The organism is Rhizobium sp. J15 (assembly GCF_002531825.1).
Lineage (GTDB): Bacteria > Pseudomonadota > Alphaproteobacteria > Rhizobiales > Rhizobiaceae > Rhizobium.
Map to the genome: position 1 here is coordinate 47032 of NZ_NWSX01000014.1, position 24174 is coordinate 71205.

Consider the following 24174-nt stretch of genomic DNA (forward strand, 5'->3'; position numbering starts at 1 on the left):
GCGGACCCGGCCGGAAGCGACGAGGCTTCCGGCCATCACTTCCCGCCACCGGCTGCATGCCGGTGGCACCCCACAATCTTTCTCATGAGACGTCCGCGTCCTGCCGTTTCCGGCAGGCGGAGCGGTTTCGCGTGAGCCGGAGACGGATATGAGCGGCTATATTCTTTCGATCGACCAGGGCACGACGTCTTCGCGCGCCATCATCTTCGATGGCGACATGAAAATGGCCGGCTCGGCGCAGGCGGAGATCACTCAATATTATCCGCAGCCCGGCTGGGTGGAGCACGACGCCGCCGAAATCTGGCAGTCCGTCATCGATACCGTGCGCGGGGCAATCGCCGATGCCGGCTTGAACGCCGCCGCGATCGCCGCGATCGGCATCACCAATCAGCGCGAGACGGCGGTCGTCTGGGACCGCCGGTCCGGAACACCGCTTCACCGGGCGATCGTCTGGCAGGACAGGCGTACTGCCGAAATGTGCGACAGCCTGAAGGCCGACGGATATGAAAAACTGTTCAGCGCCAAAACCGGCCTGCTGCTCGACCCCTATTTCTCCGGAACGAAACTGCGCTGGCTGCTCGATAATGTCGATGGCCTGCGCGAGAAGGCGGAGGCGGGCGAAGTCTGTTTCGGCACGATCGACAGCTGGCTGATCTACAAGCTGACTGATGGTCGCGTGCATGCCACCGATGCGACCAATGCGTCGCGGACGCTGCTCTACAATATCGACGACGGTGAATGGGACGAGGAGCTTCTCGGCATTCTCGGCATCCCGGCCGTCATGCTTCCCGAGGTGAGGGAATGCGCCGATGATTTCGGCCGGGTCGATGAGGCGCTGTTCGGCGCTGCCCTGCCGATCCTCGGGGTGGCCGGCGACCAGCAGGCGGCGGCTGTGGGCAATGCCTGCTTCGAGCCCGGCATGATGAAATCCACCTACGGCACCGGCTGTTTTGCGCTGCTCAATACCGGCAGGGATCGCGTTTCCTCTTCCAACCGTATGCTGACGACGATTGCCTGCCGGCTCGACGGTGAGACGACCTATGCGCTCGAAGGCTCGATCTTCATCGCCGGTGCCGCCGTGCAATGGCTGCGCGACGGCCTCGGCATCATCAATCAGGCATCCGAAGCGGGGATTCTGGCGACCAAGGCCGATCCCGGACAGCAGGTCTACATCGTTCCTGCCTTCACCGGCCTCGGCGCGCCCTATTGGGATCCGGCCGCGCGCGGCGCGATCTTCGGTCTGACGCGAAACAGCGGCCCGGCGGAATTTGCCCGCGCCGTTCTCGAATCCGTCGCCTATCAGACGCTCGACCTGCTGGTGGCGATGAAAAAGGACTGGGGCGCCAATCAGCTGGAAACGGTGCTGCGCGTCGATGGCGGCATGGCGGCTTCGGATTGGACGATGCAGTGCCTGGCCGACATCACGGGAAATCCCGTCGACCGCTCGGCGATCCGCGAGACGACGGCGCTCGGGGCAGCCTGGCTTGCCGGATCGAAAGCCGGCATCTGGCCCGGCAAGCGCGAATTTGCCGAGGCCTGGGCCTGCGACCGCCGCTTCAGCCCGGCAATGGAAGAGACCGAGCGGCAGGGGAAGATCATCGGCTGGAAGAATGCCGTATCGCGCATGATCTCAGACACCTCGGCCGGCTGACGCATTGCCGGGATGCGGCTCGCCTTACACGCGGCCGGCGGCATTCCTGTTGATGAAGCTGAGCGCGAGCACGGCGAAGATCAGCGTGCCCGTGCCGACCTGCTGCCAGTAGAAATTCAGGTCGGTCAGCAGCAGCCCGTTGGCGACGATGCTGAGCAGCAGCACGCCAAGCACGGTGCCGCCGACATTCGGCCGCCCGAGCGGGCTGAGCGTCGTGCCGATGAAGGTGGCGCCGATCGCATTCAGCAGGAAGGCATTGCCGGAGGACGGGATATAGACGGTGACGGTCGCCGTCAGGATCAGCCCGGCGACGGCTGCGATCAAGCCGACGATGATGAAGGTCACTGCGATGTGGGCAGATGTTCCGATGCCGGAATAGCGCACGACCGCTGGCTGGATGCCGATCGAGAGGATGACGCGGCCGAACCGGGTGCGGGCAAAGACGACCGCTGCGGCGGCGATGATTGCGATGGCGGCTGCAAGCGGCACGGGGAGGCCGGCGATCGTGCCATGGCCGAGAAAACGGAAAGCCTCGGGCACGCCGCTCGGCGGCAGGTAGACGGGATTGCCGCCATTGGTCAGCAATTGCTGCACGCTGCGGCCGATGAACAGCGTGCCGAGCGTGGCAAGGAAAGGCGACACGCCGATCCCTGATATCAGCAGCGCGTTGAAGGCGCCGACGAGCGCCCCGGCCGCCAATCCGGCAAGAGCGGCGATTGCCACCGGCTGTCCGGCGAGCACGAGGGAGACGAAGGAGAAGCTCGCAAAATCCATCGCCGTTCCGACAGAAAGATCGATGCCGCCCGACGAGACGGCGAAGGTCATGGCGATGGAGACGATGGCGAGCAGCGTGAAGTTGTTGACCAGTATGCTCTGGAGGTTCGCTGGCGTCAGGAAAGTCGGCGTTGCCGCGGAGAAGATCGCGGACACTGCCACGAGCGCGAGGATCAGCCCGTATCGCACCGCGCCGGCGGCGATGAGGCGCGGCAGGTTGGCGGCGGCGGGCGTCGAAGTCTGGAGCGACATGATCAGGCCTCCTGCCGGCGCAACAGCGTGGTCGCGGAGACCACGATCAGAATGAGCACACCCTGGACCCCACTGACCATCGTGCTCGAAATGTTGAGCAGCTGGAAGCCGTTGGTCAGGAAACCGATCAGCAGGGCCGAAAGAAATGTGCCGGTGACCGTCGGAACCAGCCGGCGCGAAAAGACCGAGCCGAGCAGGGCGATCACGACGACGGGCAGCAGCATCTCGCCGGAGCCGGTCGTGCTGCCGCTGAGATAGGAGACGGACAGGATGCCGGCGATGCCGCCGGATATGCCGCTGGCGACGAACGCGCCTGATAGTAGTCGGCGAAGCGGCAGGCCGGCGGCGCGCGCCGCATCCGGGAATTCGCCGACGGCAGAAAGACGCAGGCCGAGAGGCGTATATTGCACGATCGCCGTAGCGATCGCCGTGAAGCCGATGAGCACATAGGCGAGAACCGGCAGGCCGAGGGGATCCGACGCCGAAAGCGCCGAGAGGAACGGTGTGGAGGCCGGCAAGACGGTATTCTGGGTCAGCACCAGTTCCAGCCCGGCGACGATGTTCATCACTGCAAGCGTGGCAAGCAGCGGCACGATGCCGGCATAGACGACGGCAACGGCATTGACCGTGCCGATCAGCGCCCCGGTCAGGATCGAGGCGGTGATGGCCGTCGCATCGCCGTAGCCGAGCTGTGTCAGGCTGGCATAGACGGCGGCGCTGAGGCCCATATTGGCCGCCAGCGACAGGTCGATGCCGCCGGTGACGACATTGGAGCCGCCGGCAATCAGAACGACCGTCAGTCCGATGGTCAGCACGCCCGATATGGCGGATTGGCCAAGCACGTTGCCGATATTGCCGACGCTCAAGAAATAAGGCGCGGTGAGCGAGAAGACGATCAGAATGGCCGCAAACGCGATCAATGATCCGAAGCGCAAGACGCCAGCGGCGATGTTGCCGGCCGGCCGGGGAGGCGGTTCTATCGCCGAAAATCCGGCAGGTGCGAATTCCACTTCAGCCGACATGACGCTTACCCTCCGGCGATCCGGTCGATTCCGCCAGCACGGCATCTGCAGTGGTCTCAGACGATATGAATTCCCGCGCCACGCGGCCGCGGAAGAGCACGAGGATGCGATCGGTGATGCCGACGAGCTCGGGCAGGTCCGAGGACAGCACGATGACGGCCGCACCCCGCGCCGCAAGCTCGCCGATCAGCGTATAGATTTCGACCTTAGAGCCGATATCGACGCCGACCGTCGGCTCATCGAGGAGATAGATCTCGGAATGGCGGCTCAGCCACTTGGCGATCGCCACCTTCTGCTGATTGCCACCAGACAGGGTGCGCAGAAGCGCGTTCCGGCCGCTGGCCTTCACCTGCAGCCGTGTGATCAGGGCATCGATCTCACGCTGTTCGCGCTTGCGATCGAGAAAGCCGAAACGCGTGAACCGGTCGAGGCTGGAAAGGCTGGTATTTTCCGCAACGCTGAGGTCGAGCGCAACGCCATGGCTGCGCCGGTCCTCCGGCACCAGCGCGATCTCGTGACCGGCCGCCTGCTTCGGATTGGCGAAACGGGCAGCTTTGCCGTTGATCTCGATGCTGCCGGAAGCCGGCGTCTCGAGCCCGAAGAGGGTGCGCACCAGTTCCTTGGCGCCGGAGCCGAGCAGGCCGGTGAGGCCAAGCACCTCGCCACGGTGAAGCGAGAAGCTGATGTCGCTGTATTTCCCCGGCGACGACAACTGCTCGACCTTGAGGATTTCCTCACCTGATGTGACCTGCGGCTTCGGAAACATCTCCTTGATGTCGCGCTCGACCATCAGCCGGGCGATTGCGGCGGCCGAAGTCTCTCCGATCGGCACCGAAGCGACGGTGAGCCCGTTGCGCAGCACGGTGACATGATCGCAGAGTTCCTCGATTTCGTTCAGATAATGCGAGATGTAGATGACTGTCACGCCTTCATCGCGCAGGCGGCGGATCAACCGGAAGAGGATATCGGCCTCGCGAGCCACCAGCGCGGCCGTCGGCTCGTCGAAGACCAGCACCTTCGGCTGGTTGAGGAGGGCGCGGGTGATCTGCACGATCTGCTTTTCGGCGGTCGACAATTCGCCGATCAGGGCGGTGTTCGGCAAGCGGAGGCCGAAATAATCGTTGAGAATATCGGAGGCGCGGCGCTGCATCAGCCGCCGGTCGAGAAAGGGCGTGCCCGATATGCGCGGTTCCCGCCCGAGGAACAGGGCCTCGCCGACGGTGAAGGTCGGCACCAGCAGCCGGTCCTGGTGAATGAAGTGGATGCCCAGCTCTTCGGCGAGATGTGGCGTCAGCCTGTCGAATGTCCGCCCTTCGATCTCGATCCGGCCGTCATCCGGCTGGTGAAGACCGGCAAGCAGCTTGATCAGCGTCGACTTGCCGGCGCCGTTCTGGCCGACGAGACCGTGGACGGTGCCGCGCTTGACGAACAGCGATGCGCCTGCCAGTGCCTGCGCGCCGCCGAAGCGCTTGACGATGCCTTCGAAGCGAATGATATCGTCGCCCGCCGTCACCGGCTGCTCCAAGGAAATGGCCGTCATAGGATCTCTCCGGTCATCTTGCCCGGGCGATCCGGCCATGCCGGATCGCCCATCGGCGAGCGTCAGCCGATGCCGAGCTTCTTGGTGACTTCGCCGACATTGGCCTTGTTGGCGAGGAGCGCCGGCACATAGGTCTCGCGCGGCAGCGTCTGGCCGGAGAGGAGCCTCGCGACGTTGCGGATGGCGGTCCGGCCGATTTCCGCCGGCTGCTGGGCGACGTCGGCGCCGGCGGGCGAATTCGGATCGGCGACAAGCTGCAGCACTTCGGGGCTGCCATCGACGCCGTAGGTGCGGATTTCCGTCCGCCCCGCTGCCGTCAGCGCCTGGGTGGCGCCAAGCTGGGGAATATCCCAGGCCGACCAGATCGCCTTGATCGACCCCTTTTCCGGATATTTGTTGAGGATTGCCGTGATCTGGGTGAAGGCATCCTGCACAGTATTCGGGATGACGTCGCGCAGCTCCGGCTGGAGGATTTTCACCTTCGGGAAATATTTGACGACGTTGACCAGCTGGTCGTAGCGGATGGCGCAGGGGGTAACGCCATAGAAGCCGTTGAAGACGACGATATTGCCTTCGCCGCCGATATCCGAGACGAGCTGGAGCGCGAGATCCTTACCGATGCCCCAATTGTCCGACGTCGTGTTGTTGATCGAATTGGTCGAGCCGACATCGACGGTCAAGACCGGAATACCGGCATCGCGGGCCTTCTTCAGCCAGGGATCGATGACGCTCAGCGTGCCGAGGATTTGAACGATCGCATCCGGCTTCTGCGCGATCAAGGTCTGCAACTGCGAGACCAGCTTGCCGTCATTGCGTCCGGCATCGACGGCGATCGGCTCGCCGCCGAGACGTTTCACTTCTTCGATCTGGGCATTATAGGCCTGCAGGTCGAAGAAATGATCGGTGCCGGTCGCGCTGATGGCGATGCGCTTGCCCTTCAGCGACAATTCTTCATCGGCTGCCAAAACAGGCTTCCGCCCGATCAGCGAAGCGCCGGCGACGGCGACCCCGGCCGCTACGGACAATTTCAGCAGATCCCGTTTTCCGAGGCCGCTTCCGGACTTTTCGATGCTCATGACCGCTCTCTCAAAATTGACTTATATCTATAAATTAAATGGACTAATAGAAATGAGGAGAAATGAATTTCCAAAAAGATGCTGTCAGAGGAAAAGAGTGGACGGAGCGAAAACGCATTCCTGGCTGCCGGTTTTCCCGGAAGCATCCCGCCGCCCGTCAGAGATTGCCTGTTCGGCGTGCATGGCGGCGGCAAAGATATTTGCCGCGAGGAGCGGCGGCTAAAGCGTGTCGCGATAACGACACGCGTAAAAACGAAACTTAAAGCGCGGCAAGCGAATCTGGAAGGTCGCGACGTGCTTTAGTCGCTCCTCGCAGATTGTGCATTACGCCTTCTGGCGCGGCGAGCGGGCCATCAGCCGGGCATAGGCGATGGCCGAGAGCATGTTGACATGGTTGGCCTTGCCGGTGCCGGCTATGTCGAAGGCGGTGCCGTGATCGACCGATACGCGGTCGATCGGCAGACCGAGCGAGACGTTGACCGCCGTTTCGAAGGCGACGAGCTTGATCGGAATGTGGCCCTGGTCGTGATATTGGGCGATGACGAGATCGAAGGCGCCGTTATAGGCGCGGGCGAACACGGTATCGGCCGAGATCGGCCCGACGACGTCGATGCCCTTGGCCTGCGCCTGCTCGACGGCGGGCGCCAGGAATTCCGTGTCTTCGGTGCCGAACAGGCCGTTTTCGCCACAATGCGGGTTAAGGCCGGCAACGGCGATGCGGGCCTTCTTGCCGAGGCGCAGAAAATGCTTGTGCCCGGCTTCGATGGTCGCCAGCACCCGCTCCGTCTTGGCGCGTTCGATCGCGCCCTTCAGCGAGATATGGGTCGAGACATGGATGGTGTTCAGCCGTTCGGAGGCAAGCAGCATGAAGGAGCTTTTCGAGCCTGTGAGATGCGCGAGAAGCCCGGTATGGCCGTCATGGTGATGGCCGGCAAGGTTCATCGCCTCCTTGTTGATCGGCGCGGTGACGATGACATCGGCTTCGCCAGACATGGCGAGATCGACGGCGCGGGTGATATAGCGCACCGACGCGTCGCCCGCGACCGGGCTGACCTTGCCGATCTCGGGGAGGGCCGCGCCCAGCAGAACTTCGTCGACGGCGATCCTGCCCTCGCCGGCGGCGTCGGCAGGCGCAAATTTCAGGCCCGTGCCGCTGACGCGGTCGGCCCGCTCCAGCGCTTCCACATTGCCAACGACGACGAAATCGCCGCGCTCTTCGTTCGGAAGGGCGGCCAGCGCCTTGACGATCACTTCGGGGCCGACGCCAGAGGGATCACCGAGCGTCACGGCGACTTTTGCATTCCTGTCCATCATCAAAGTCCCTTCTGAAAACCGTGTCGCCTAGAGCATGATGCCGAAAAGTGTAGGCGGTTTTCGGGCGACATCATGCTCTAACTCTTTAATTTAGAACAGGATTCAGATTTTAGGCCGACCTGGCCTAAAATCATCCTGTTCTAGAAGGCGGCCGCGTAAATCGAGCGAATGTCGGCGCGGGTGAGATCGCGCGGATTGTTATCGAGCAGCCGGCGAATGGCAAAGGCGTCGTCGGCCATGGCGTCGAGATCGCTTTCCGGCACGCCGAGGCCGGAGAGCTTCATCTCGATGCCGAGTTCGGCGCAGAAAGCGTAAGCCGCATCGAAGACGGATGCCGTATTGCCCGAAGCCTCATAACCGAGCGCCGCCATCACCGCCTTCGTCTTCTCCGGAGCCGAGGGCGCGTTGAAGGCGAGAACATGCGGGAAGATCAGCGCATTTGCCGCGCCATGCGCCACATGCCAGCGCGTGCCGAGGGGATAGGCAAGCGCGTGGCCGCCGGCGGTGTTGACCGGGCCGAGACAGAAGCCGCCGTAAAGCGAGGCGAGCGACAGTCCGGCGCGCGCTTCCGCGTCGCTGCCGTCCTTGACGGCGCGGGCGAGATATCTGCCGACCAGCCGCGTTCCCTCGATCGCATAGATATCGACCATCGGGTGGGCCTTGCGGTTGGTGAAGGCTTCGACGCAATGGGCCATCGCATCGACGCCGGTGGCAGCCGTGGTGCGGGCCGGCACGGTGAAGGTCAGGGCCGGATCGATGACGGCGATGTCGGCGAGCATATGCAGGCTTTCGACGGCAAGTTTCGCCATCGTCTTGGGATCGGTGACCAGCGCGCGGATGCCGGCTTCGCTACCGGTGCCCGAGGTTGTCGGCACCTGGGCGAGACCGGCCTTGCGCGGTCCATGCACCTTGTTGGGGCCGACGACCTCATGCAGCGTCTGCGCCGAGCCGGCAAGAACGGCGGCAAGCTTTGCCAGATCCATGGCGCTGCCGCCGCCGAAACCGACGATCAGCTCCGCATCGGCGGCATTGGCCGCAGCCAGCACCTTGTCGAGATTGGCCGTATCCGGCTCCGGCGTCACTTCGGAGAAGACCGTCACCTCGCCCTTGAGTTCGAGCACGTCGATGCGCGAAGCGTTGAAAGCATCCGAGATGACAAGCGTGCGGCGATAGCCTCTTTCGCTGGCCCATTTGCCGAGCTTCCCTGCCGTGCCGATGCCGAATTCGATCTGATGCGGCCGAATTATCGTGATTGGCGAACCCAAGCTGGCCATGAACCAGTCCTCCCTGCAGGATCTTGCGGCAATAGTGTCGCTCTCTTTATTGTAAAGTTGTAATGTCAAAGTCAAGCCGACATTCCCGAGAGCCTGAAATTTTGTCGCTCGATATCTGTCTGAGCGAGTTCTTAAATAAAGTCTTAGCGATTATTTTTTAGATAAAACAATGAGATATATGAATTTCGCCGAATGGGGTGGGCATTTGGCCTAGGAAAAGCGGAGTCCATCGCGCTGGCAGTCAACCAGCCGGGCCTGTTGTCAATTCCCAGCTGTTCAGTCGGTCAAAACCACTCTACCTGCGTCCTTTCGGTCTTGATCGGACGCAGGTTTACAATTGGCTGGCCGCTGCCTTGCTTATGGCAGGGCGTTCGGTTCGAGGCGCACATATTTGATGGCGCGCCGATAGTAGGTATAGGCGACATGGAGCGTGCCGTCGCCGCTTTGGATGACCGAGGGATAGGAGAATTCGCGGTTCAGCGAATCCTTGGAATTGTTGCTGAGGCAGTGGCCGTCGCCGGTATCGAGATCGATCCGATACGGGAAGCTCCTGCCGCCATCCCTCGATATTGCGAGGCTCAGCGGCGCACGCGGAACACCCCAGATCGCTTTCCGGCGGATATCGGCAACGGCGGTAGCCGTCTCGCCGGCGTCGTCGCCCTCGATTTCGTCATAGAGAGACAGGCGCCGCGCATCCGACATAGCGGCGTTCGAATGGTTGTAAACCATTGCGATTCCTCCATCATTCAGAACCGTGGCCTGAATGGAGGAGTTGTTGTTCGGAAGTTCGGTGGGCTCGGGCGCGCTCCACGTTCTGCCGCCATCGTTCGATCGGCTGGAAAGAATGCTTTCGGCGAAACGGTTGCGGTAGAAGGCAATCATCTCGTCGCCGCCGAGCGGCAGGATGTTCATATGCACGGCGCCGGTGCTGTCGGCAATGTCGTGCATCTGCCAGCTTGCGCCGCCGTCGCGTGAGATCAGCACGGCCGCCGTATCGGCGTCGCCGCTCCAGCGCTGGCCGTTGAGGCCGACGCAGCGGAACACCGGAAGCAGCCATTCGCCTCTGCCATTGACGACGATCTGCTGGCGAACGAATGTGCCGGGGCTGTCGCAGAGGATGCGGACCGGGCCGAAGCTTCGGCCGCCATCATCGGAGATCCGGCATTTGACAACGGAACCGTCCTGATTGCCCGAGCTCTGCGAGGTATAGAGCAGCCATGTCTTTCCGTCAGGAGCATTGAAAATCAATGGGTTCTGCTCGGATTTCTGCGGATCGTCGCTCATCTTTTCAGGCTGGGACCAGCGCTTCGACCCCGGCGCCAGCCGCGACATGTAAATCGAGATGTCGCCCATGCCCTCCATCGTGCCGCCGAACCAGACGCAGCTTAGGGTGCCGTCAGGCAGAAAGGCGAGATTGGCCGCATGGTTCTGGATGCAGGGGGAAGGCAGATAGGCATCGGCACGGCCCACGACGGTGGGGTGAGGGGTGATGGCCCCGGTCATCAGGGCGGGGACGGCTTCGGGGGAAAGACCGGTAAAACTCATGGCGGATCTCCTCAAGGCAGCTTGGCGTAGCTTTCGGCGAGCGCGGCATAATCCGCATCGCCGAGCGGCAGCAGCGGCGCACGTGTGCGCTTCCAGGCGGGATTGCCTGTCTTCAGCCCCACCATTGCCTTGATGGTCGGGATCTGGACGTAAGAGTTGGAAAGCGTGCGATAGGCGTTGATGCGCGCCTGCGCCGCCTCGACATCGGCGGCGCGCGCCTCGTCATGGACATGGTCGTAGACGGTGCGCAGCGAATCCGCCACGAGATTGGAGGTTGCGGTGATGCAGCCGGCGCCGCCGGCCTTCATGAGCGGCAGCAGCAGCGGATCGGCGCCGGCCAGCACCGAAAAGCCGGGATAGGCGGCGATGATCGCCTGCATGTTATTGAAATCGCCGGCAGATTCCTTGATGCCGACAATAGTCTCGGGGAAGGCCGCAATCAGCCGGCCGATCAGCGGAATGGAGAGCGGCACGCCCGAAACCTGCGGGATGTGGTAGAGGATGACCTGCAGGCGCGTGTCGGCGATCTTTTCCAGCACCTGCGAATAGGCGGCGAAGAGGCCGTCGTCGGAAACGCCCTTGTAGTAGAAGGGCGGTAGCATCACCACCTTGGTGACGCCGACCGACAGGGCGTGCCGCGTCAGTTCCACGGTTTCGGGAATGGCGACGACGCCGGTGCCCGGCAACAGCCTGTCGGCCGGAATGCCGGCCTCCAGCGCCGCTTCCAGAATGGCACGGCGCTCGCTGGAGGAGAAGGAATTGGCCTCGCCGGTCGTGCCGAGCAGGGCCACACCATGACAGCCCTCGGCCAGCAACCGCCGGCAATGATCGGTGAAAAGGGCGAGGTCCGGCCTGTTCTCTGCGGTCAGCGGCGTTGCGGCCGCGCTGAAAACGCCCGTGATCCTGTGATGGCTCATCCTGTCCTCCCTTCGGCGCGTCCCATCTTGCCGATCCGTCTTCGAACCGGCCGGTTGCGCGTGCATTTGTCATTCGCCTGTCGCGATGGAGTGCCAAGAACTTTTCCATTGCAGCGCTTTTGTCAAGAAGACAAAATGGTCTCGTTGAAAACCAAAAAACTATCTATTTGTTTTTACATATCTATTTTTGATGATAAATTTTGTTCGACTGAAAAACGCGATTTTTTGTTGACATATTTACAATAACGGGAGAACGATATGGGACGGATTGTGCTGCGCCTGGCAAGGGGCAGGGAGAGCGCTGCCGAATTTACCGTGGGAGGAACGCATGTCTTTTGATCAATCTGATAAAACCAATATCTCGCGTCGCAATGCGCTGAAGCTTGGCCTTGCTGCCGGCGTCGGCCTCACCGTCTTCGGAATGAATGCCCGTATCGTAATGGCCGATGAAGGCCAGGTCCTGAAGGTCGCGCATCCGGCCTTCGACCAGGATTGGTCGCCGCTGCGCGGCGGCGGCAGGACCTTCCGCTGGAATTCGATCTGGTGGGCTTCGCCGATGTATTTCGACAGTGAAGGCAATATCAAGCCTTATGTCTTCACCAGCTGGGAATCGGCCGACAACACGGTCTGGACCTTCAAGATCGATCCGAAGGCCGTCTTCTCCGACGGCAGCAAGATCACCTCGGCCGATGTCAAGGGATCGTGGGAAGTCGCCTCGATGCCGAACACCAAGAGCCAGCGCGCCGACCAGGTGCTGAGCAAGGTCAAGGGCTACGCCGAAATCGCCGCCGGCTCGGGCAACGAGCTGACCGGTGTCGCGACGCCCGACGAGGGGACGGTGGTGGTGACGCTCGCCGCTGCCGATCCGATCTTCTTCATGCGTCTGGCAAACCACATCGCGCCGATCACCAAGGCATCGCAGTCGCGCGGCAGCGACGGCGAGGAAATCATCGACTGGTACAAGCCGGAGAACAATCCGGTCTTCTCCGGCCCGTTCAAGCTGACGAGCATCGATATCGATGCCGGCAAGATCACCTTCGAGCCGAATGAGAACTTCTTCGGGCAGAAGCCGAAGCTTGCCCGCATCGACATCACCTCGATCGAGGACAATGTCACCGCGACGTCGCTGATCAAGTCTGGCGAGTTCAACGCCCATACCGAGCTCGTCACCTCGACGATCATTCAGGATCTCGGCCCGGAATTCTCGGCCGGCCCGCTGATCCCGACCAGCCAGCACTTCTGGTTCAACATCTCGCGCGCGCCGATGGACGATCCGAAGGTGCGCCAGGCGCTGATCATGGCGGTCGATCGCGACGGCCTGTTCAAGGCCTCCTATCCGGATGGGCCGCACAAGAAGGCCGACCAGATCCTCAATTCGGTTCCCGGCGCCGACAATTCAGGCTTCGAGCCTTTTCCCTATGATCCGGCAGCCGCCAAGAAGCTGCTCGCCGAATCGAGCTATGGCGGGCCCGAGCGCCTGCCGAAGCTTCTGTTCGTCGGCATCTCGGCGCCGGCCATTCAGGCCGCCGCCCAGTTCATCGCCGAGCAGTGGCGCCAGAACCTCGGCATCACGGCCGTCGACATGAAGCCGCAGCAGGACGCCTATGCCGGTCCGGACCAAAACTCGGTCCAGATCTTCCGCGACGACGTCGGCACCCGCGTTCCCGATGCCGTTTCCTATCTGGCGGGTAGCATCGCCTCGACCTCGTCGAACGCGCAGAACAAGCTCGGCGGATACAAGAACGACAAGGTCGACAGCGCTCTTGCCGAAGCGGCGACCAAGGCTGCGGACGATCCGCAGCGCGTTACTCTCGCCCAGGAGGCCCAGAAGGCGTTCCGCGAGGATTGGGCCTTCATTCCATGGTATTCTCAGGCGATGTCGCGCTGGGCCACCAAGGAGGTCAAGGGCATGGAGAAGAACCTCGACTGGCAGATCGCCGAACCCTGGAACATCTCCATCGGCTGATCCGGAACGATAGTCTCCTGGCAATAAGCGCGCGAAGGCCGCAAGGCCTTCGCGCAAGTTTCAAGAAGAGATGCGATCCGCCGCTTCTGCAAGGGCGGGAACGCATCGTACAACAGGTGGGAGGTGGCCTTGCTGCGCTACGTGCTAACCCGGTTCGCCATCTGGATTCCGTCCGTTCTCGTGGTGATGCTGGCCGTCTACGCGCTGGCTTTCTACGGCGCCGGCGATCCGATCAAGCTCATCTTCCTGCGCGCGCCGGGCGACGTCGCCTACAATCCGCAGCGCATCGAGGCCATCCGCGAAAGCGCGGGTCTCAACCGGCCCTTCATCGAGCAATTCGGCCTTTACATCTGGAACCTGCTGCACGGCCAGTTCGGCAATTCGCTGACATCGGGCCGCGCCGTCTGGGCGATGGTCTCGGCCGCGGCCCCCGTCTCCTTCCAGCTTGCCCTCTGTTCCATTATCCTGACGGCCGTCGTCGCGATCCCGCTCGGCATGATCGCTGCGCTGAACCAGAATTCGCGCCTCGACTATGCCATTCTGGGCTCGGCGCTCTTCCTCTGGGCGATCCCGGCCTATGTCGCCGGTCCGCTGCTGATGGTCGGCCTCATCGTGCTCTTGCCGGGCACGAGCGTGCCTTATGGCTGGGGCGGGGTCTTCGATGTCCGCATCCTGCTGCCGCTGATCGTGCTTTCCTTCCAGCCGATCGCGCTGATCGTGCGCCAGACGCGCGCCGCCGTCATCGAGGTGCTGTCGGAAGATTTCGTCCGCACCGCGCGCGCCAAGGGCGTGCCGGAGATCGTCGTGGCGCTGCGCCATATCCTGCGGCCGGTGCTGACGCCCGTGGTGACCCAGCTCGGCCTGATCATGATCACCATCGTCAACGGCGCCATCTTCGTCGAACTCGTCTTCGGCCTGCCCGGCCTCGGCCGCTTGACGGTGCAGGCGCTGATCAATTCCGATTATCCCGTCATCCTGGCGATCACGCTGATCGGATCGTTCCTGGTGATGGTGTCGAACCTCCTGGTGGACGTGCTCTATCCGCTGCTCGATCCGCGCGCCAACGATTCAAGAAGGAGCCGCTGACCATGTCCGCAATCCCTCTTTCCACCACCGAGACCATCGAGGAGCCGCCGGTCAGCCTGTGGCGCGACGCCTGGCATCGGCTGCGGCGCAACAAGCTCGCCGTCTTCGGCCTCATCGTCGTCCTGATCCTCGCCTTCACCGCGATCTTCGGGCCTTACCTCACGCCCTATGATTATCTCAGCCAGGACCTCAACGCCCGCAACGCGCTGCCGTCGATGAGTCACCTCTTCGGAACCGACGATCTCGGCCGCGACGTCTTCAGCCGCGTCGTCTTCGGCACGCGCACCGCCTTCCTCGTCGCCGTTATCGTCACCTTCTTCGCCGTGCTGATCGGCCTCACCCTCGGCGCGGTGGCCGGTTTCTTCGGCAATCCCTTCGACCGCGCCATCATGTGGCTGACCGACGTCACGATGTCGGTCCCCAACCTGCTGCTCGTCGTCGTCATCAACGCCTCGCTGAAATCGCCGATCACCCGATGGATGGAAGCGCGCTACCTCGAGACCCTCAATCCCTTCTACCGCCAGACGATCTGGGTGGATTTCATCCTCGTCTTCGGGTCGATGGCGCTGATTTCCTGGCCGCCCTATGCCCGCCTGGTGCGCGCCCAGGTTCTGTCGATCCGCAGCCGGCCCTATATCACCGCGGCCCAGGCGCTCGGCCTGTCGAACTGGGTCATCATCAAGCGCTATGTCGTGCCGAATGCACTCGGGCCGCTGATCGTCTCGGTCAGCGCCGGTCTCGGCACGGCGATGGTGCTGGAAAGCGCCTTCAGCTTCCTCGGGGTCGGGGTCAATCCGCCGACGCCGAGCTGGGGCAACATGATCTCGGACGGCCTTCGCGTCTGGCAGCATTATCCGCATCTTCTCGCCGCTCCGGCGGCCGTGCTCGGCCTTGCCTCGGTTGCGTTCAGCTTCCTCGGCGACGGTCTCAACGACGCGCTCAATCCGCGGGGCAGCAAATGATGGACACGCAAAACAGAGAACGCCTGCTCGACGTCAGGAACCTCACCGTGGAGATCGACAGCCGCAACGGCCCGGCCGTCGTCGTCGACGGCATCGACCTCCATGTCGACAAGGGCGAGACGCTCGGCGTCGTCGGCGAATCCGGCTGCGGCAAGAGCCTCACCATGCTGAGCCTGATGCGGCTCCTGCCGAACAAGATCAAGGTCGCCAAAGGAACGGCGAGCTTCGACGGCCGCGACCTGCAGACGATGTCGAATGGCGAGCTGCGCAAGGTGCGTGGCGGCGATATCGGCTTCGTCTTCCAGGATCCGATGACGTCGCTCAATCCGGTCATGCGTGTCGGCGACCAGATCTGCGAGCCGCTGATCTATCATCGTAAAATGAAAAAGGCGGAGGCCCGCGCCCGCGCCGTCGAGCTTCTGCGGCTCGTCGGCATTCCCGGCCCGGAAGAGCGGCTGCAAGCCTTCCCGCATGAGCTTTCCGGCGGCATGCGCCAGCGCGTGATGATCGCGATCGGCCTTGCCTGTAACCCGAAGCTCCTGATCGCCGACGAGCCGACCACGGCGCTCGACGTCACCATCCAGGCCCAGATCGTCGATCTGGTGAAGGATCTGCGCGCCAAGCTCGGCATGTCGGTCGTCTGGATCACCCATGATCTGGCGCTGATCGCCGGCCTCGTCGATCGCGTCGCCGTGCTCTATGCCGGCACGGTGGTCGAGGACGCACCGGTCGACGAACTCTATGCCCGCCCGAGCCATCCCTATACGCGCGGCCTGCTCTCCTCGATCCCGAAACTGTCAGATCCGCCGGCAAGCCGGCTCTCCTCGATCGGCGGCACGCCGCCGGAGCCCGGTCGCCGGCCGAAGGGCTGCCCCTTTGCGCCGCGCTGCCCGCTCGTCGAGGCGATCTGTCACGAGAAGGTGCCGCGGCTCGAACCCTTGAGCGGCAGCAGCAACCATCGTGCCGCCTGTTTCGTCGTCCAGAGAATGCAGGAGGCCGCGTGATGGCTGCGCAACCGCTGCTCAAGGTCGAAAACCTCGTCAAGCATTTCCACGTCAAGCTCGGGGCCTTCGGCGAACGCTCGGCCACCGTCTATGCCCTCGACAATGTCGATCTCGACATCATGGAAGGCGAGACGCTGAGCCTCGTCGGTGAATCCGGCTGCGGCAAATCGACGACCGGTTTCACCATCCTCAATCTCTACAAGGCGACCAGCGGCAGGGTCGTCTACAAGGGACAGGATCTCGCCACGCTCGACGAGAAGCAGATGCGGCCCTTCCGCCGCGACCTGCAGATCGTCTTCCAGGATCCCTATTCGACGCTCAATCCGCGCATGACCGTGGGCGAGGCGATCGGTGAGCCGATTCTGTTTCACAAGCTCTGCACCAAGGCTGAACTCAAGGAGAAGGTGGCGATGCTGCTGACGGATGTCGGCCTGCCCACGCGCTTCGCCCAGCGTTACCCGCACGAGCTTTCCGGCGGCCAGCGCCAGCGCGTCGTCATCGCCCGCGCGCTCGCCTGCCAGCCGAAATTCATCGTCTGCGACGAGGCGATCTCGGCGCTTGACGTGTCGATCCAGGCGCAGATCATCAACCTCCTGCTCGATCTGCAGGAGAAATACGGCCTGACCTATCTCTTCATCGCCCATGACCTCGCGGTGGTGCGCCATATCAGCACCCGTGTCGGCGTCATGTATCTCGGGCGGCTCGCCGAACTGGCGACCCGCGAGGAGCTCTTCGACAATCCACTGCATCCCTATACCAGAGCGCTTCTGTCGGCCGTCCCGGAGACCGATCCAGAACATGAGCGCACCCGCCAGCGCCAGATCCTGCAGGGCGATGTGCCGAGCCCGCTGAACCCGCCATCCGGCTGCCGTTTTCACACGCGCTGCCCGATCGCCATGGATGTCTGCAGCAAGGTCATACCCGTCTGGAAGGAGGCCAAGCCCGGCCATCTCGTCGCCTGCCACGCCGTCAATACGGAAGAGATCGCATGACGCTGAAGGCCGCGATCATCGCCGACGATCTGACGGGGGCGCTCGATACCGGCACGCCCTTCGTCGCGGCCGGCCTTTCGGTCGCGGTCGCCGTCGATATCGAGGCGGCGCAGGATGCGGTTGCCACGGGCTGCGATGTCGTCGTCGTCAACACCGCCTCGCGCGCCCTTGGCGAGCGTGAGGCCGCCGACAGGGTCCGATCGGCGGCCAGGATATTTCGCGACGTGAAGCCCGGCGTCATCATGAAGAAGATCGACTCCCGGCTGAAGGGCAATGTCGCGGCCGAAAGCCTGGCACTGGCGGATGTGTTTGGCCTGAAGACTATTCTCGTGGCGCCCGCCATTCCCGATCAGGAGCGCCTGACCTACCGAGGCTGCGTCATCGGGCGTGGCGTCAACAAGCCGCTGCCGATCGCCAGGCTGTTCGAGGGCCGTGGCGCAGACAATGTCGTCGTTGCCGATGCAGAAGACGATAACGATCTCGACCAGATCGCCGAAGGCCATGACTGGCAAAAGTCGCTTGCGGTCGGTGCGCGCGGCCTCGGCGCGGCGCTCGCCCGCTGGCTCGGCGAAGCGGGCTGGCCGGCATCGGAATTTGCCGCGACCCCGCGCACGCTGTTTGCCTTCGGCTCGCGCGATCCGATTACCGAGGTCCAGATGAACCGGCTCGAAGCCTCGGGTTCCCTGCGCATGGTGGTGGACGCGCCGATGGGCGAGTTCGAATGCGGAGAGGGCCTGGCGCTGCCGGCGCTGCTGCGCTGCACCGGCGACATGGCGGCCGATGCCGGGCTCGTCGCCAGCCGCTTTGCGGAAGGCGTCAGGATTGTCATCGACGATACGAAGGCCGATATGCTGATGGTCGGCGGCGGCGATACCGCACTTGCCGTTTTCCGTGCGCTCGGGGTCAGCGTGCTGGTGCCGAAGGGCGAGATCGAAGCCGGTATTCCCTGGTTCGATGTCACGGCCGCTGACGGGCGGCATTTTCGGTGCGCCGTCAAGTCGGGGGGCTTCGGCACGCCCGATAGTTTGCTAAGACTGGTTCTTCGGAATCAGGCGGCCTAGTAGGATACCGTCGGGGAGAATGACGTGGTTGAAGCAAATGGCGAATCTTTGAACGCGGAAGCCGGCCCGCCGGGCAAGCCCGAACGCGGCAAGGCCGTCAAGCTGGTCGATCGTGTCTTCGACCAGCTGCTCGAGCGCATTCGCGGCGGAAACTATCCGCCGGATTCACGCCTTCCCGGCGAACACGAGCTGGCCTCGATGCTGGGCGTTTCCCGGCCAATCGTCCGCGATGCGCTGGCGCGGCTGCGCGACCAGGGCATGGTCTATGCTCGGCAAGGCGCCGGCACCTTCGTCAGCGCCCATGGCTCGCCGACCACGCAGCTCGCCTATTCGCCTGTCAAGACCATTGCCGATATCCAGCGCTGCTACGAATTCCGTCTGACGATAGAGCCGGCCGCCGCCTATTTCGCCGCCAAGCGGCGCAATGAGCAGGCGATCCAGAAAATCGCCAGCGCGCTCGCGGATCTGCGCGAGGCGACCAGCCACCAGCTTCACCGCTCCGACGCCGATTTCAGCTTCCATCGCGCCGTGACGGAAGCGGCCAACAATCATTATTACACCGCCTCGATCGATGCGCTGAAAGCCCATATCGCCGTCGGCATGCATCTCCATGGCCTCTCCCTGCTCGGGCCACGGCAAGGGCTGGAACAGGTCTATGAAGAACATAACGCCATCTACAAGGCGATCGCCGACGGCCGCGCCGACGATGCGCAACGGCTGATGAAAGCGCATCTCGAAGGTTCCCGCGACCGCCTGTTCGAGGGCAGGGTGCTCGACCTGTCGTTCTGAAGCTCGCAAGGGCGGGCGCAGTTTCTTCGGCGAACGAGCGTTGCCGGCGCGGGATGCCTGAAGATGCCGTGCGTCGTTTTCGGATCGAGATCAGCCGGTCCGATGCGGATCGAGCTTCATCCGAGAGTCAATAATCGAGGCGACCCCAGGACGGATCCCATTCGACGCCTTCGACAAGCTCGACGAGGAGGGGATTGGTACTGTTGCGCCTATGGGATTCGGCCAACTGAAACGCAGCGTCAGGTTCCATTTCCTCGCCGGGGAATATCATATCATTTTGGTCCGTATCGGCGACCTCGCGGACATATCCCCGGATTTGGTCGCTCGAGCGATAGAGTTTGATGATCAGTGAGCCGGCCGGTGCCGCCCCGGCGGCATAGCGGACATATTCAGGCATATTTCCTGCCGGCTCCGCCGTCTCGTCGCCTGCCCTATACCAGTGCGCGAGGGCCTGGCCGTCCTGGCGGCCCTCGCTCTCCCAGATCCTGTAGGCTCTGATCCTTCTGGCGTCGTCATCGATCATCGTTACCTCCTGCCGGCTCATCATCGCCGAGCTATGCGGCCCTACCGTTCATTTGTTCAGCTCCTTGGCCATCTCAAGATGATGCTCCAGCGCGGGACGGGTGGCGGCGGCCCAGGCCTTCAGCTCGGGATTGTCCCCTTCGTCGCCATATCGCTTGAAGAGATCGACGGCGTCCTCGTGGGCAGATTCCTGGTCCGCGTGATATTGCTTGTTGAAATCGTCTCCCTGCAGGCCGTTCAGCTTGTCGAGCATGCTCTGCTGCTCCGATGTCATGGCGCTCGGAAGGCTTGCCTTGACCTTGCCGCTCGACACCAGTGCCTTGAGCTCGTCGCTGGTCTTCTGATGATCGGCGACCATCTGCTGCGCAAAGGCCTTCGTCGCATCGTCGCCGCGCTCAGCGGCGAGTTTGCTGGATGCGATTTCGAACATGTCGCTGGCGGCCGCTTCCTGGACGAAATCCTCGGTTTTCGGCGGGACGCCGATCAGCGAGTTGACGCCCGTCTTTTCGGCGGCGGATTGAGCGAAGGCGGGGACTGCAAGGGAAAGGGCTAGCGAAGCGATAACAAGGCGTTTCATCGGGTTCTCCTCAGTTGATGATCCGCCGAACTTTGGGGACAGCCGAGAGTTCCCGTGACTTCGCGTCGATGGTCGCCCGTCCGCGTTTGACCTGCCGCTGCAGCCAACCGATGGTCAGCCGGATTTCTGCTTCTTGATGATGCTGATGTTGCCGCTGACTTCGAGGATCGCGAATTTTATCTCCGCCACGCTCTCGATGCCTTCCTGGCTTCGCGCCGCTTCCATGATGTCTTCCTTCTGGAGCCGTGCGCCCTTGAGCGCACGATCGTCATAGACGCCGTCGGTTACGAGAACGGTCGGAACGCCATCAATGATATGGGCGGCGCCGGGCCACCACCTTTTCACATAGGACAGCCCGATATCCGTGGTGAACAGTGTCAGGATCAGGATGATGGAGTTGGTGATCGAAAAGTCGTCCCCGAGCATCGCCTGTTGCGTGGTTTCGGAAATCACCAGCACGAGGACCAGGTCGAAGGGCGTCATCTGCGCCAGCGTCCGTCTTCCCGACAGACGGATGATCACCAGCAGCGTGAAATAGATCATCAATCCGCGTAATACCGCATCCACGGTGGCATCCTCACGGAAAGATGAAGGTCGATTGCGTGCGGGTGTCTGCGCCGATGCCGATGGTGGCCCGGCTTGGCCCGGCAAGCTCCGTCTGCAGGCGGAACACGATCTGCGTCGGTGCTGCCGGGTCGGCGGGGAATACGTAGCCTATCCGGCCGTCGCGCGCGAAGGTCGTCTTTTGCGGCGGATCGACGCCCTGGACCGAGAATGTCTGAAGAAAGGCCGCGTCGACCGTGAAGACCCTGTCTATGGATGACGGTCCGAAATTCACGACCATATGTTCAGGAGCGTTCCATCGGGAAATGGCGGGAAAATCCACGGATCCGTCCGGCAGGACGAGCGTCTGGCGTGAAAACAAACCGCCCCTTCCCAGAAAACCCAAGAGGCAGGCCGCTAGAAGAAGCGTGAAGACAATCCAGGAAATGCGTTGAACTGCCCAGAATCTCTGCTGGAAAACGGTTGAATCGATCATTCCTTCAGGCAGTGGGGGCTTGCGTATTTTTCCCATGCGCCCTCCCTATGCGTCCCGCATAGAACGGGCGCTGAGCGCAAAAGTTCCCCGCTGCCGGTCTTCTCCAGGCGCATCGAGCTAGAGGCCGAAGGGAAAAGTCTCCTGGTCACCAACGCCGGGCTCCTGCGGCGCCAGCGGCGAAAGCGCGCGGGTCTCGTCGAACCAGAGGAAGGCGTCATATTGCCGGGAGAGCGATGTCGCCATGTAATGGCTCAACCGTTCCGTTTCCGGCCGGTAGATGACGCCGATGAAGCGCTGAAGCCGCTGCTCGACGAGACTTGCGTGCAGCTCTTCATTGGCATTGAGATCGAGAAGAAATCGCGGCTTTCCGGAATCATGACACAAACGCTCGCAGCTTTGCGGCAGCGACGAATTGACTTGTTTTTTCTCGGCTTCTCCGTCCCAATCGCTTGCGGCGATCACCTCGCCGCAATGCGTTCCCAACCCTATGAGACTGGTCATTCCATCAAACCGCTGCCGGCAGAGCTGGCCGAGGTTGAGTTCGTCGCGGGCAGTCCCCATTTCGGTGTAGCGGGCGTCGCCGATATGCGAATTATGAGCCCATATGATGATCTTCGCCGTCGGTCCGTGAAAATCGAGCAGACGTTCGATCGTATCGGCCATATAGGTGTCGCGGAGATTCCAGGCTTGCGAGCCGCCGTAATACATCACGCGGTAATATCGTTCGGCTGCGGTGAGCAAGCGCGCCGACTGCGCGGCATTCAGAAAGTCGTCGCCATCGGGGGCCACATCATCCAGGGAGCGGGTCAGGAGTTCCGTGCACTGCTTCAGCACGGCGTCCTCGCATGATCGATAAGCGTCGGTAAGAACGGCTCTGCCATAAGTCGCCGGATTGCTCTGCCAGGGGCTGAGGCAGCCGTAACGTTCCCTGGCGATGGCTGCGGTTTCCGGGCTGACGCTTTCGAGATAGTCGAGCACGGAGCGGATCGAGCCCGACATGTTGTAGAGGTCCAGCCCGTAGAACCGTATCGGATCCTTTCGCAAAGCCGCGCGCCGCTGGTTCTGCTCCTTCATCCAACCGGCAAATGTCGAAAACTCGATGTTCCGCCACATCCACTCGGGGAAACGGCCGAAGGGTGCTGCGCCTTTTGATGCTTGCCCCTTGGTCCATCGGTCGATCGCGGCGGCATCGGGCCAGTCCGCTTCGACAGCGATCAGATTGAACCCGTGATGCTCGACGAGGTGGCGGCTGATGGCAGCGCGAGCCTCGTAAAATTCGGCCGTCCCGTGGGTGGATTCGCCGAGCAGGACGATGCGGCTTTCGGCAAAGCGATCGAAAAGCGCGGCAAAACGCCTCTCGTCAAGGGACGAAAATTCTTCCGCCGCGTCTGCAATGAGCTGGTGAGGGGGCGCTTCCGCACGCGCTGACGGCGCCGCCGTATACATCGGATGGACTGCGGTCCAGGCATCTTCGCCGATCAGCGGAACGAACAATACGCCGCCGAGATCGTCTTCCTCGAAGGCTTCCGCTCCGACACGCGTGATCCGCTTCAGCCGCTGCGCGTCGCCGCGGCCGACGGGAATGATAAGCCGTCCTCCGAGATCCAGCTGTTCCTTTAGGGCAAGCGGCACCTCCGGTGCGCCGGCGGACACGATAATGGCATCGAACGGCGCGGCCTTCGCCCAGCCCTTGCTGCCGTCGCCGACGCGAACATCGATGTTCTTGTATCCGAGGGCCTCGAACCGTTCCCTGGCCTGAAGCGCCAGCCTCTCATGGCGCTCCACGGAATAGACGTGCTTGGCGATCCGGCTGATGAGGGCCGAAGCATAGCCGGAACCTGTGCCGACCTCGAGCACCTTGTCGCCGGCGTCGAGATCCGCCTTTTCGAGCATCAGGGCGACGATGAAGGGCTGCGAAATGGTCTGGCCGTCGCCTATCGACAGCGGCGCATCCTCATAGGCGAATTCCTCATAGCCGGGATCGACGAACCTTTCGCGCGGCACCGTGCGCATCGCCCTGATGACGCTTCGGTCGCCGATACCGCGCCGTGTCAGGTGTTGCTCTACCATGCGATCTCGGATGCGCGTCATATCCATGGATCGGCTCCTCTGTCGTCGATTACAACTTCGGGACTGTAGAAGTAGGCAAAACACGAGGGCGCCCGGAGAGTTCCCTGGACGAGCGGTTTTGCGCCGCCCTGTCGCGGAACTTAGTGTGAAGAGCGAAGTTGGACAGGGTCAGTCAAGAGGCGCCAATGTCCAGCAATCCACTGATTACCGAACCGGTCGAAGCTTTCGCCTCCCGTCTGGAGGCAATGACCGATGACGAGCTGTTCGTGACCATGAACGAGCTGGAAAAAGCGAGCGAGGCTGCCAGGGACGACGCGGCCGAGATTCTTCCACGGATCGCTTTGACCGAAAGCGAAATCGAACGGCGCTTTCCCGGCCAGGTGCTCGCACCTTATCGCGACTGGAAGCAGAGACAGCCGCTTCTTTGACTGCGGCAAACAAAACCGAAATGAATGGAGGCTTCGATGAGCAGTTCCGAGACGACAACCGACCATAAGGCGATCCGTGCATGGGCGGAGGAAAGGAAGGGCAGGCCGGCGGTCATCCGAGCCGGCGGCAAAGGCGGTGTCCTGCGCATCGATTTCGGCGAAAAGGAAGAGGAATTCGACGAGATCGGCTGGGATGAATTCTTCAAGATCTTCGATGAAAGCAAGCTCGCCTTTCTGTACCAGGACAAGACCAAGGACGGAAAGACGAGCCGCTTCAACAAATTCGTCGAGCGCGGCTGAATGTTCGGCGGCT

Annotated in this window: 22 protein-coding genes and 1 pseudogene; 10 read left to right on the forward strand and 13 right to left on the reverse strand. The window is 62.5% G+C overall.

The window, feature by feature from the left end; all coding sequences use genetic code 11:
- Nucleotides 1-148: 148 nt before the first annotated feature.
- Complete coding sequence (gene glpK, locus CO670_RS14625) at nucleotides 149-1651, forward strand: glycerol kinase GlpK (protein ID WP_097590884.1); 1503 nt, start codon at nucleotides 149-151, stop codon at nucleotides 1649-1651.
- 24 nt (nucleotides 1652-1675) lie between these two features.
- On the opposite strand, the gene CO670_RS14630 is transcribed toward glpK, so the two are convergent.
- From CO670_RS14630 to CO670_RS14665, 8 genes are all read right to left on the reverse strand, one after another.
- On the reverse strand, nucleotides 1676-2677 hold the full coding sequence (locus CO670_RS14630; protein WP_097590885.1) for an ABC transporter permease: 1002 nt from the start codon (nucleotides 2675-2677) through the stop codon (nucleotides 1676-1678).
- Between the two features lie 2 nt (nucleotides 2678-2679).
- Nucleotides 2680-3699, reverse strand: coding sequence for an ABC transporter permease (locus CO670_RS14635; RefSeq protein WP_097590886.1), 1020 nt, complete (start codon nucleotides 3697-3699; stop codon nucleotides 2680-2682).
- Nucleotides 3689-5239 (reverse strand): sugar ABC transporter ATP-binding protein, encoded by a 1551-nt coding sequence (locus CO670_RS14640; protein WP_097590887.1) that lies wholly within the window; start codon nucleotides 5237-5239, stop codon nucleotides 3689-3691. Before CO670_RS14640 ends, CO670_RS14635 begins: the two co-directional genes overlap by 11 nt.
- Before the next feature lie 62 nt (nucleotides 5240-5301).
- Entirely contained in the window at nucleotides 5302-6315 is a 1014-nt protein-coding gene (locus CO670_RS14645; protein ID WP_097590888.1) for a sugar ABC transporter substrate-binding protein, read from the reverse strand.
- A 324-nt stretch (nucleotides 6316-6639) separates the two neighbouring features.
- Nucleotides 6640-7626, reverse strand: coding sequence for a 4-hydroxythreonine-4-phosphate dehydrogenase PdxA (gene pdxA, locus CO670_RS14650; protein ID WP_097590961.1), 987 nt, complete (start codon nucleotides 7624-7626; stop codon nucleotides 6640-6642).
- Between the two features lie 143 nt (nucleotides 7627-7769).
- Nucleotides 7770-8903: an iron-containing alcohol dehydrogenase gene (locus tag CO670_RS14655; protein ID WP_097590889.1), complete on the reverse strand. Its 1134-nt coding sequence runs from the start codon at nucleotides 8901-8903 to the stop codon at nucleotides 7770-7772.
- Nucleotides 8904-9260: 357 nt separating this feature from the next.
- Nucleotides 9261-10448 (reverse strand): exo-alpha-sialidase, encoded by a 1188-nt coding sequence (locus CO670_RS14660; RefSeq protein ID WP_097590890.1) that lies wholly within the window; start codon nucleotides 10446-10448, stop codon nucleotides 9261-9263.
- An 11-nt stretch (nucleotides 10449-10459) separates the two neighbouring features.
- The gene (locus CO670_RS14665) at nucleotides 10460-11365 is read right to left on the reverse strand and encodes a dihydrodipicolinate synthase family protein (protein WP_097590891.1); all 906 of its coding nucleotides are present in this window, start codon (nucleotides 11363-11365) and stop codon (nucleotides 10460-10462) included.
- 328 nt (nucleotides 11366-11693) lie between these two features.
- Here CO670_RS14665 and CO670_RS14670 point away from each other — a divergent pair, with 328 nt between their 5' ends.
- The 7 genes from CO670_RS14670 to CO670_RS14700 all read left to right on the forward strand — a co-directional run bounded on the left by CO670_RS14670 (nucleotide 11694) and on the right by CO670_RS14700 (nucleotide 19225).
- Nucleotides 11694-13331, forward strand: a complete 1638-nt coding sequence (locus CO670_RS14670; protein WP_097590892.1) for an ABC transporter substrate-binding protein — start codon at nucleotides 11694-11696, stop codon at nucleotides 13329-13331.
- 129 nt (nucleotides 13332-13460) lie between these two features.
- On the forward strand, nucleotides 13461-14417 hold the full coding sequence (locus CO670_RS14675) for an ABC transporter permease (protein ID WP_097590893.1): 957 nt from the start codon (nucleotides 13461-13463) through the stop codon (nucleotides 14415-14417).
- A gap of 2 nt (nucleotides 14418-14419) precedes the next feature.
- The gene (locus CO670_RS14680; RefSeq protein ID WP_064829551.1) at nucleotides 14420-15379 is read left to right on the forward strand and encodes an ABC transporter permease; all 960 of its coding nucleotides are present in this window, start codon (nucleotides 14420-14422) and stop codon (nucleotides 15377-15379) included.
- Nucleotides 15376-16383 (forward strand): ABC transporter ATP-binding protein, encoded by a 1008-nt coding sequence (locus CO670_RS14685; RefSeq protein WP_097590894.1) that lies wholly within the window; start codon nucleotides 15376-15378, stop codon nucleotides 16381-16383. The genes CO670_RS14680 and CO670_RS14685 overlap by 4 nt, the downstream gene beginning before the upstream one ends.
- Complete coding sequence (locus CO670_RS14690; protein ID WP_097590895.1) at nucleotides 16383-17375, forward strand: oligopeptide/dipeptide ABC transporter ATP-binding protein; 993 nt, start codon at nucleotides 16383-16385, stop codon at nucleotides 17373-17375. The genes CO670_RS14685 and CO670_RS14690 overlap by 1 nt, the downstream gene beginning before the upstream one ends.
- Complete coding sequence (locus CO670_RS14695; protein WP_097590896.1) at nucleotides 17372-18436, forward strand: four-carbon acid sugar kinase family protein; 1065 nt, start codon at nucleotides 17372-17374, stop codon at nucleotides 18434-18436. The genes CO670_RS14690 and CO670_RS14695 overlap by 4 nt, the downstream gene beginning before the upstream one ends.
- 24 nt (nucleotides 18437-18460) lie before the next feature.
- Nucleotides 18461-19225, forward strand: coding sequence for a FadR/GntR family transcriptional regulator (locus CO670_RS14700; RefSeq protein ID WP_097590897.1), 765 nt, complete (start codon nucleotides 18461-18463; stop codon nucleotides 19223-19225).
- Nucleotides 19226-19352: 127 nt separating this feature from the next.
- Here CO670_RS14700 and CO670_RS14705 read toward each other — a convergent pair whose 3' ends face one another.
- The 5 genes and pseudogenes from CO670_RS14705 to CO670_RS14725 all read right to left on the reverse strand — a co-directional run bounded on the left by CO670_RS14705 (nucleotide 19353) and on the right by CO670_RS14725 (nucleotide 23460).
- Entirely contained in the window at nucleotides 19353-19748 is a 396-nt protein-coding gene (locus CO670_RS14705) for a DUF2934 domain-containing protein (RefSeq protein ID WP_097590898.1), read from the reverse strand.
- A gap of 48 nt (nucleotides 19749-19796) precedes the next feature.
- Nucleotides 19797-20324 (reverse strand): DUF4142 domain-containing protein, encoded by a 528-nt coding sequence (locus CO670_RS14710; RefSeq protein ID WP_097590899.1) that lies wholly within the window; start codon nucleotides 20322-20324, stop codon nucleotides 19797-19799.
- A 114-nt stretch (nucleotides 20325-20438) separates the two neighbouring features.
- Complete coding sequence (locus tag CO670_RS14715) at nucleotides 20439-20891, reverse strand: YetF domain-containing protein (RefSeq protein ID WP_097590900.1); 453 nt, start codon at nucleotides 20889-20891, stop codon at nucleotides 20439-20441.
- A gap of 10 nt (nucleotides 20892-20901) precedes the next feature.
- Nucleotides 20902-21417: pseudogene (locus CO670_RS14720) on the reverse strand (protein-L-isoaspartate(D-aspartate) O-methyltransferase); the annotation flags it as partial.
- Nucleotides 21418-21480: 63 nt separating this feature from the next.
- Nucleotides 21481-23460, reverse strand: a complete 1980-nt coding sequence (locus tag CO670_RS14725) for a protein-L-isoaspartate(D-aspartate) O-methyltransferase (protein ID WP_097590901.1) — start codon at nucleotides 23458-23460, stop codon at nucleotides 21481-21483.
- Between the two features lie 158 nt (nucleotides 23461-23618).
- Between CO670_RS14725 and CO670_RS14730 the strand changes: the two genes are divergently transcribed.
- Both CO670_RS14730 and CO670_RS14735 read left to right on the forward strand, forming a co-directional pair.
- Entirely contained in the window at nucleotides 23619-23861 is a 243-nt protein-coding gene (locus tag CO670_RS14730; RefSeq protein WP_097590902.1) for a hypothetical protein, read from the forward strand.
- Nucleotides 23862-23897: 36 nt separating this feature from the next.
- A complete protein-coding gene (locus CO670_RS14735) occupies nucleotides 23898-24161 on the forward strand; it encodes a hypothetical protein (RefSeq protein ID WP_088678332.1) in 264 nt (87 codons plus the stop codon).
- Nucleotides 24162-24174: the final 13 nt, after the last annotated feature.

Bases quoted from the DNA above. Each gene is read 5' to 3' on its own strand.
- glpK (WP_097590884.1), top strand. From the start codon at position 149: ATGAGCGGCTATATTCTTTCGATCGACCAGGGCACGACGTCTTCGCGC.
- CO670_RS14630 (WP_097590885.1), bottom strand. From the start codon at position 2,677: ATGTCGCTCCAGACTTCGACGCCCGCCGCCGCCAACCTGCCGCGCCTC.
- CO670_RS14635 (WP_097590886.1), bottom strand. From the start codon at position 3,699: ATGTCGGCTGAAGTGGAATTCGCACCTGCCGGATTTTCGGCGATAGAA.
- CO670_RS14640 (WP_097590887.1), bottom strand. From the start codon at position 5,239: ATGACGGCCATTTCCTTGGAGCAGCCGGTGACGGCGGGCGACGATATC.
- CO670_RS14645 (WP_097590888.1), bottom strand. From the start codon at position 6,315: ATGAGCATCGAAAAGTCCGGAAGCGGCCTCGGAAAACGGGATCTGCTG.
- pdxA (WP_097590961.1), bottom strand. From the start codon at position 7,626: ATGGACAGGAATGCAAAAGTCGCCGTGACGCTCGGTGATCCCTCTGGC.
- CO670_RS14655 (WP_097590889.1), bottom strand. From the start codon at position 8,903: ATGGCCAGCTTGGGTTCGCCAATCACGATAATTCGGCCGCATCAGATC.
- CO670_RS14660 (WP_097590890.1), bottom strand. From the start codon at position 10,448: ATGAGTTTTACCGGTCTTTCCCCCGAAGCCGTCCCCGCCCTGATGACC.
- CO670_RS14665 (WP_097590891.1), bottom strand. From the start codon at position 11,365: ATGAGCCATCACAGGATCACGGGCGTTTTCAGCGCGGCCGCAACGCCG.
- CO670_RS14670 (WP_097590892.1), top strand. From the start codon at position 11,694: ATGTCTTTTGATCAATCTGATAAAACCAATATCTCGCGTCGCAATGCG.
- CO670_RS14680 (WP_064829551.1), top strand. From the start codon at position 14,420: ATGTCCGCAATCCCTCTTTCCACCACCGAGACCATCGAGGAGCCGCCG.
- CO670_RS14685 (WP_097590894.1), top strand. From the start codon at position 15,376: ATGATGGACACGCAAAACAGAGAACGCCTGCTCGACGTCAGGAACCTC.
- CO670_RS14690 (WP_097590895.1), top strand. From the start codon at position 16,383: ATGGCTGCGCAACCGCTGCTCAAGGTCGAAAACCTCGTCAAGCATTTC.
- CO670_RS14695 (WP_097590896.1), top strand. From the start codon at position 17,372: ATGACGCTGAAGGCCGCGATCATCGCCGACGATCTGACGGGGGCGCTC.
- CO670_RS14705 (WP_097590898.1), bottom strand. From the start codon at position 19,748: ATGATCGATGACGACGCCAGAAGGATCAGAGCCTACAGGATCTGGGAG.
- CO670_RS14710 (WP_097590899.1), bottom strand. From the start codon at position 20,324: ATGAAACGCCTTGTTATCGCTTCGCTAGCCCTTTCCCTTGCAGTCCCC.
- CO670_RS14725 (WP_097590901.1), bottom strand. From the start codon at position 23,460: ATGGATATGACGCGCATCCGAGATCGCATGGTAGAGCAACACCTGACA.
- CO670_RS14730 (WP_097590902.1), top strand. From the start codon at position 23,619: ATGTCCAGCAATCCACTGATTACCGAACCGGTCGAAGCTTTCGCCTCC.
- CO670_RS14735 (WP_088678332.1), top strand. From the start codon at position 23,898: ATGAGCAGTTCCGAGACGACAACCGACCATAAGGCGATCCGTGCATGG.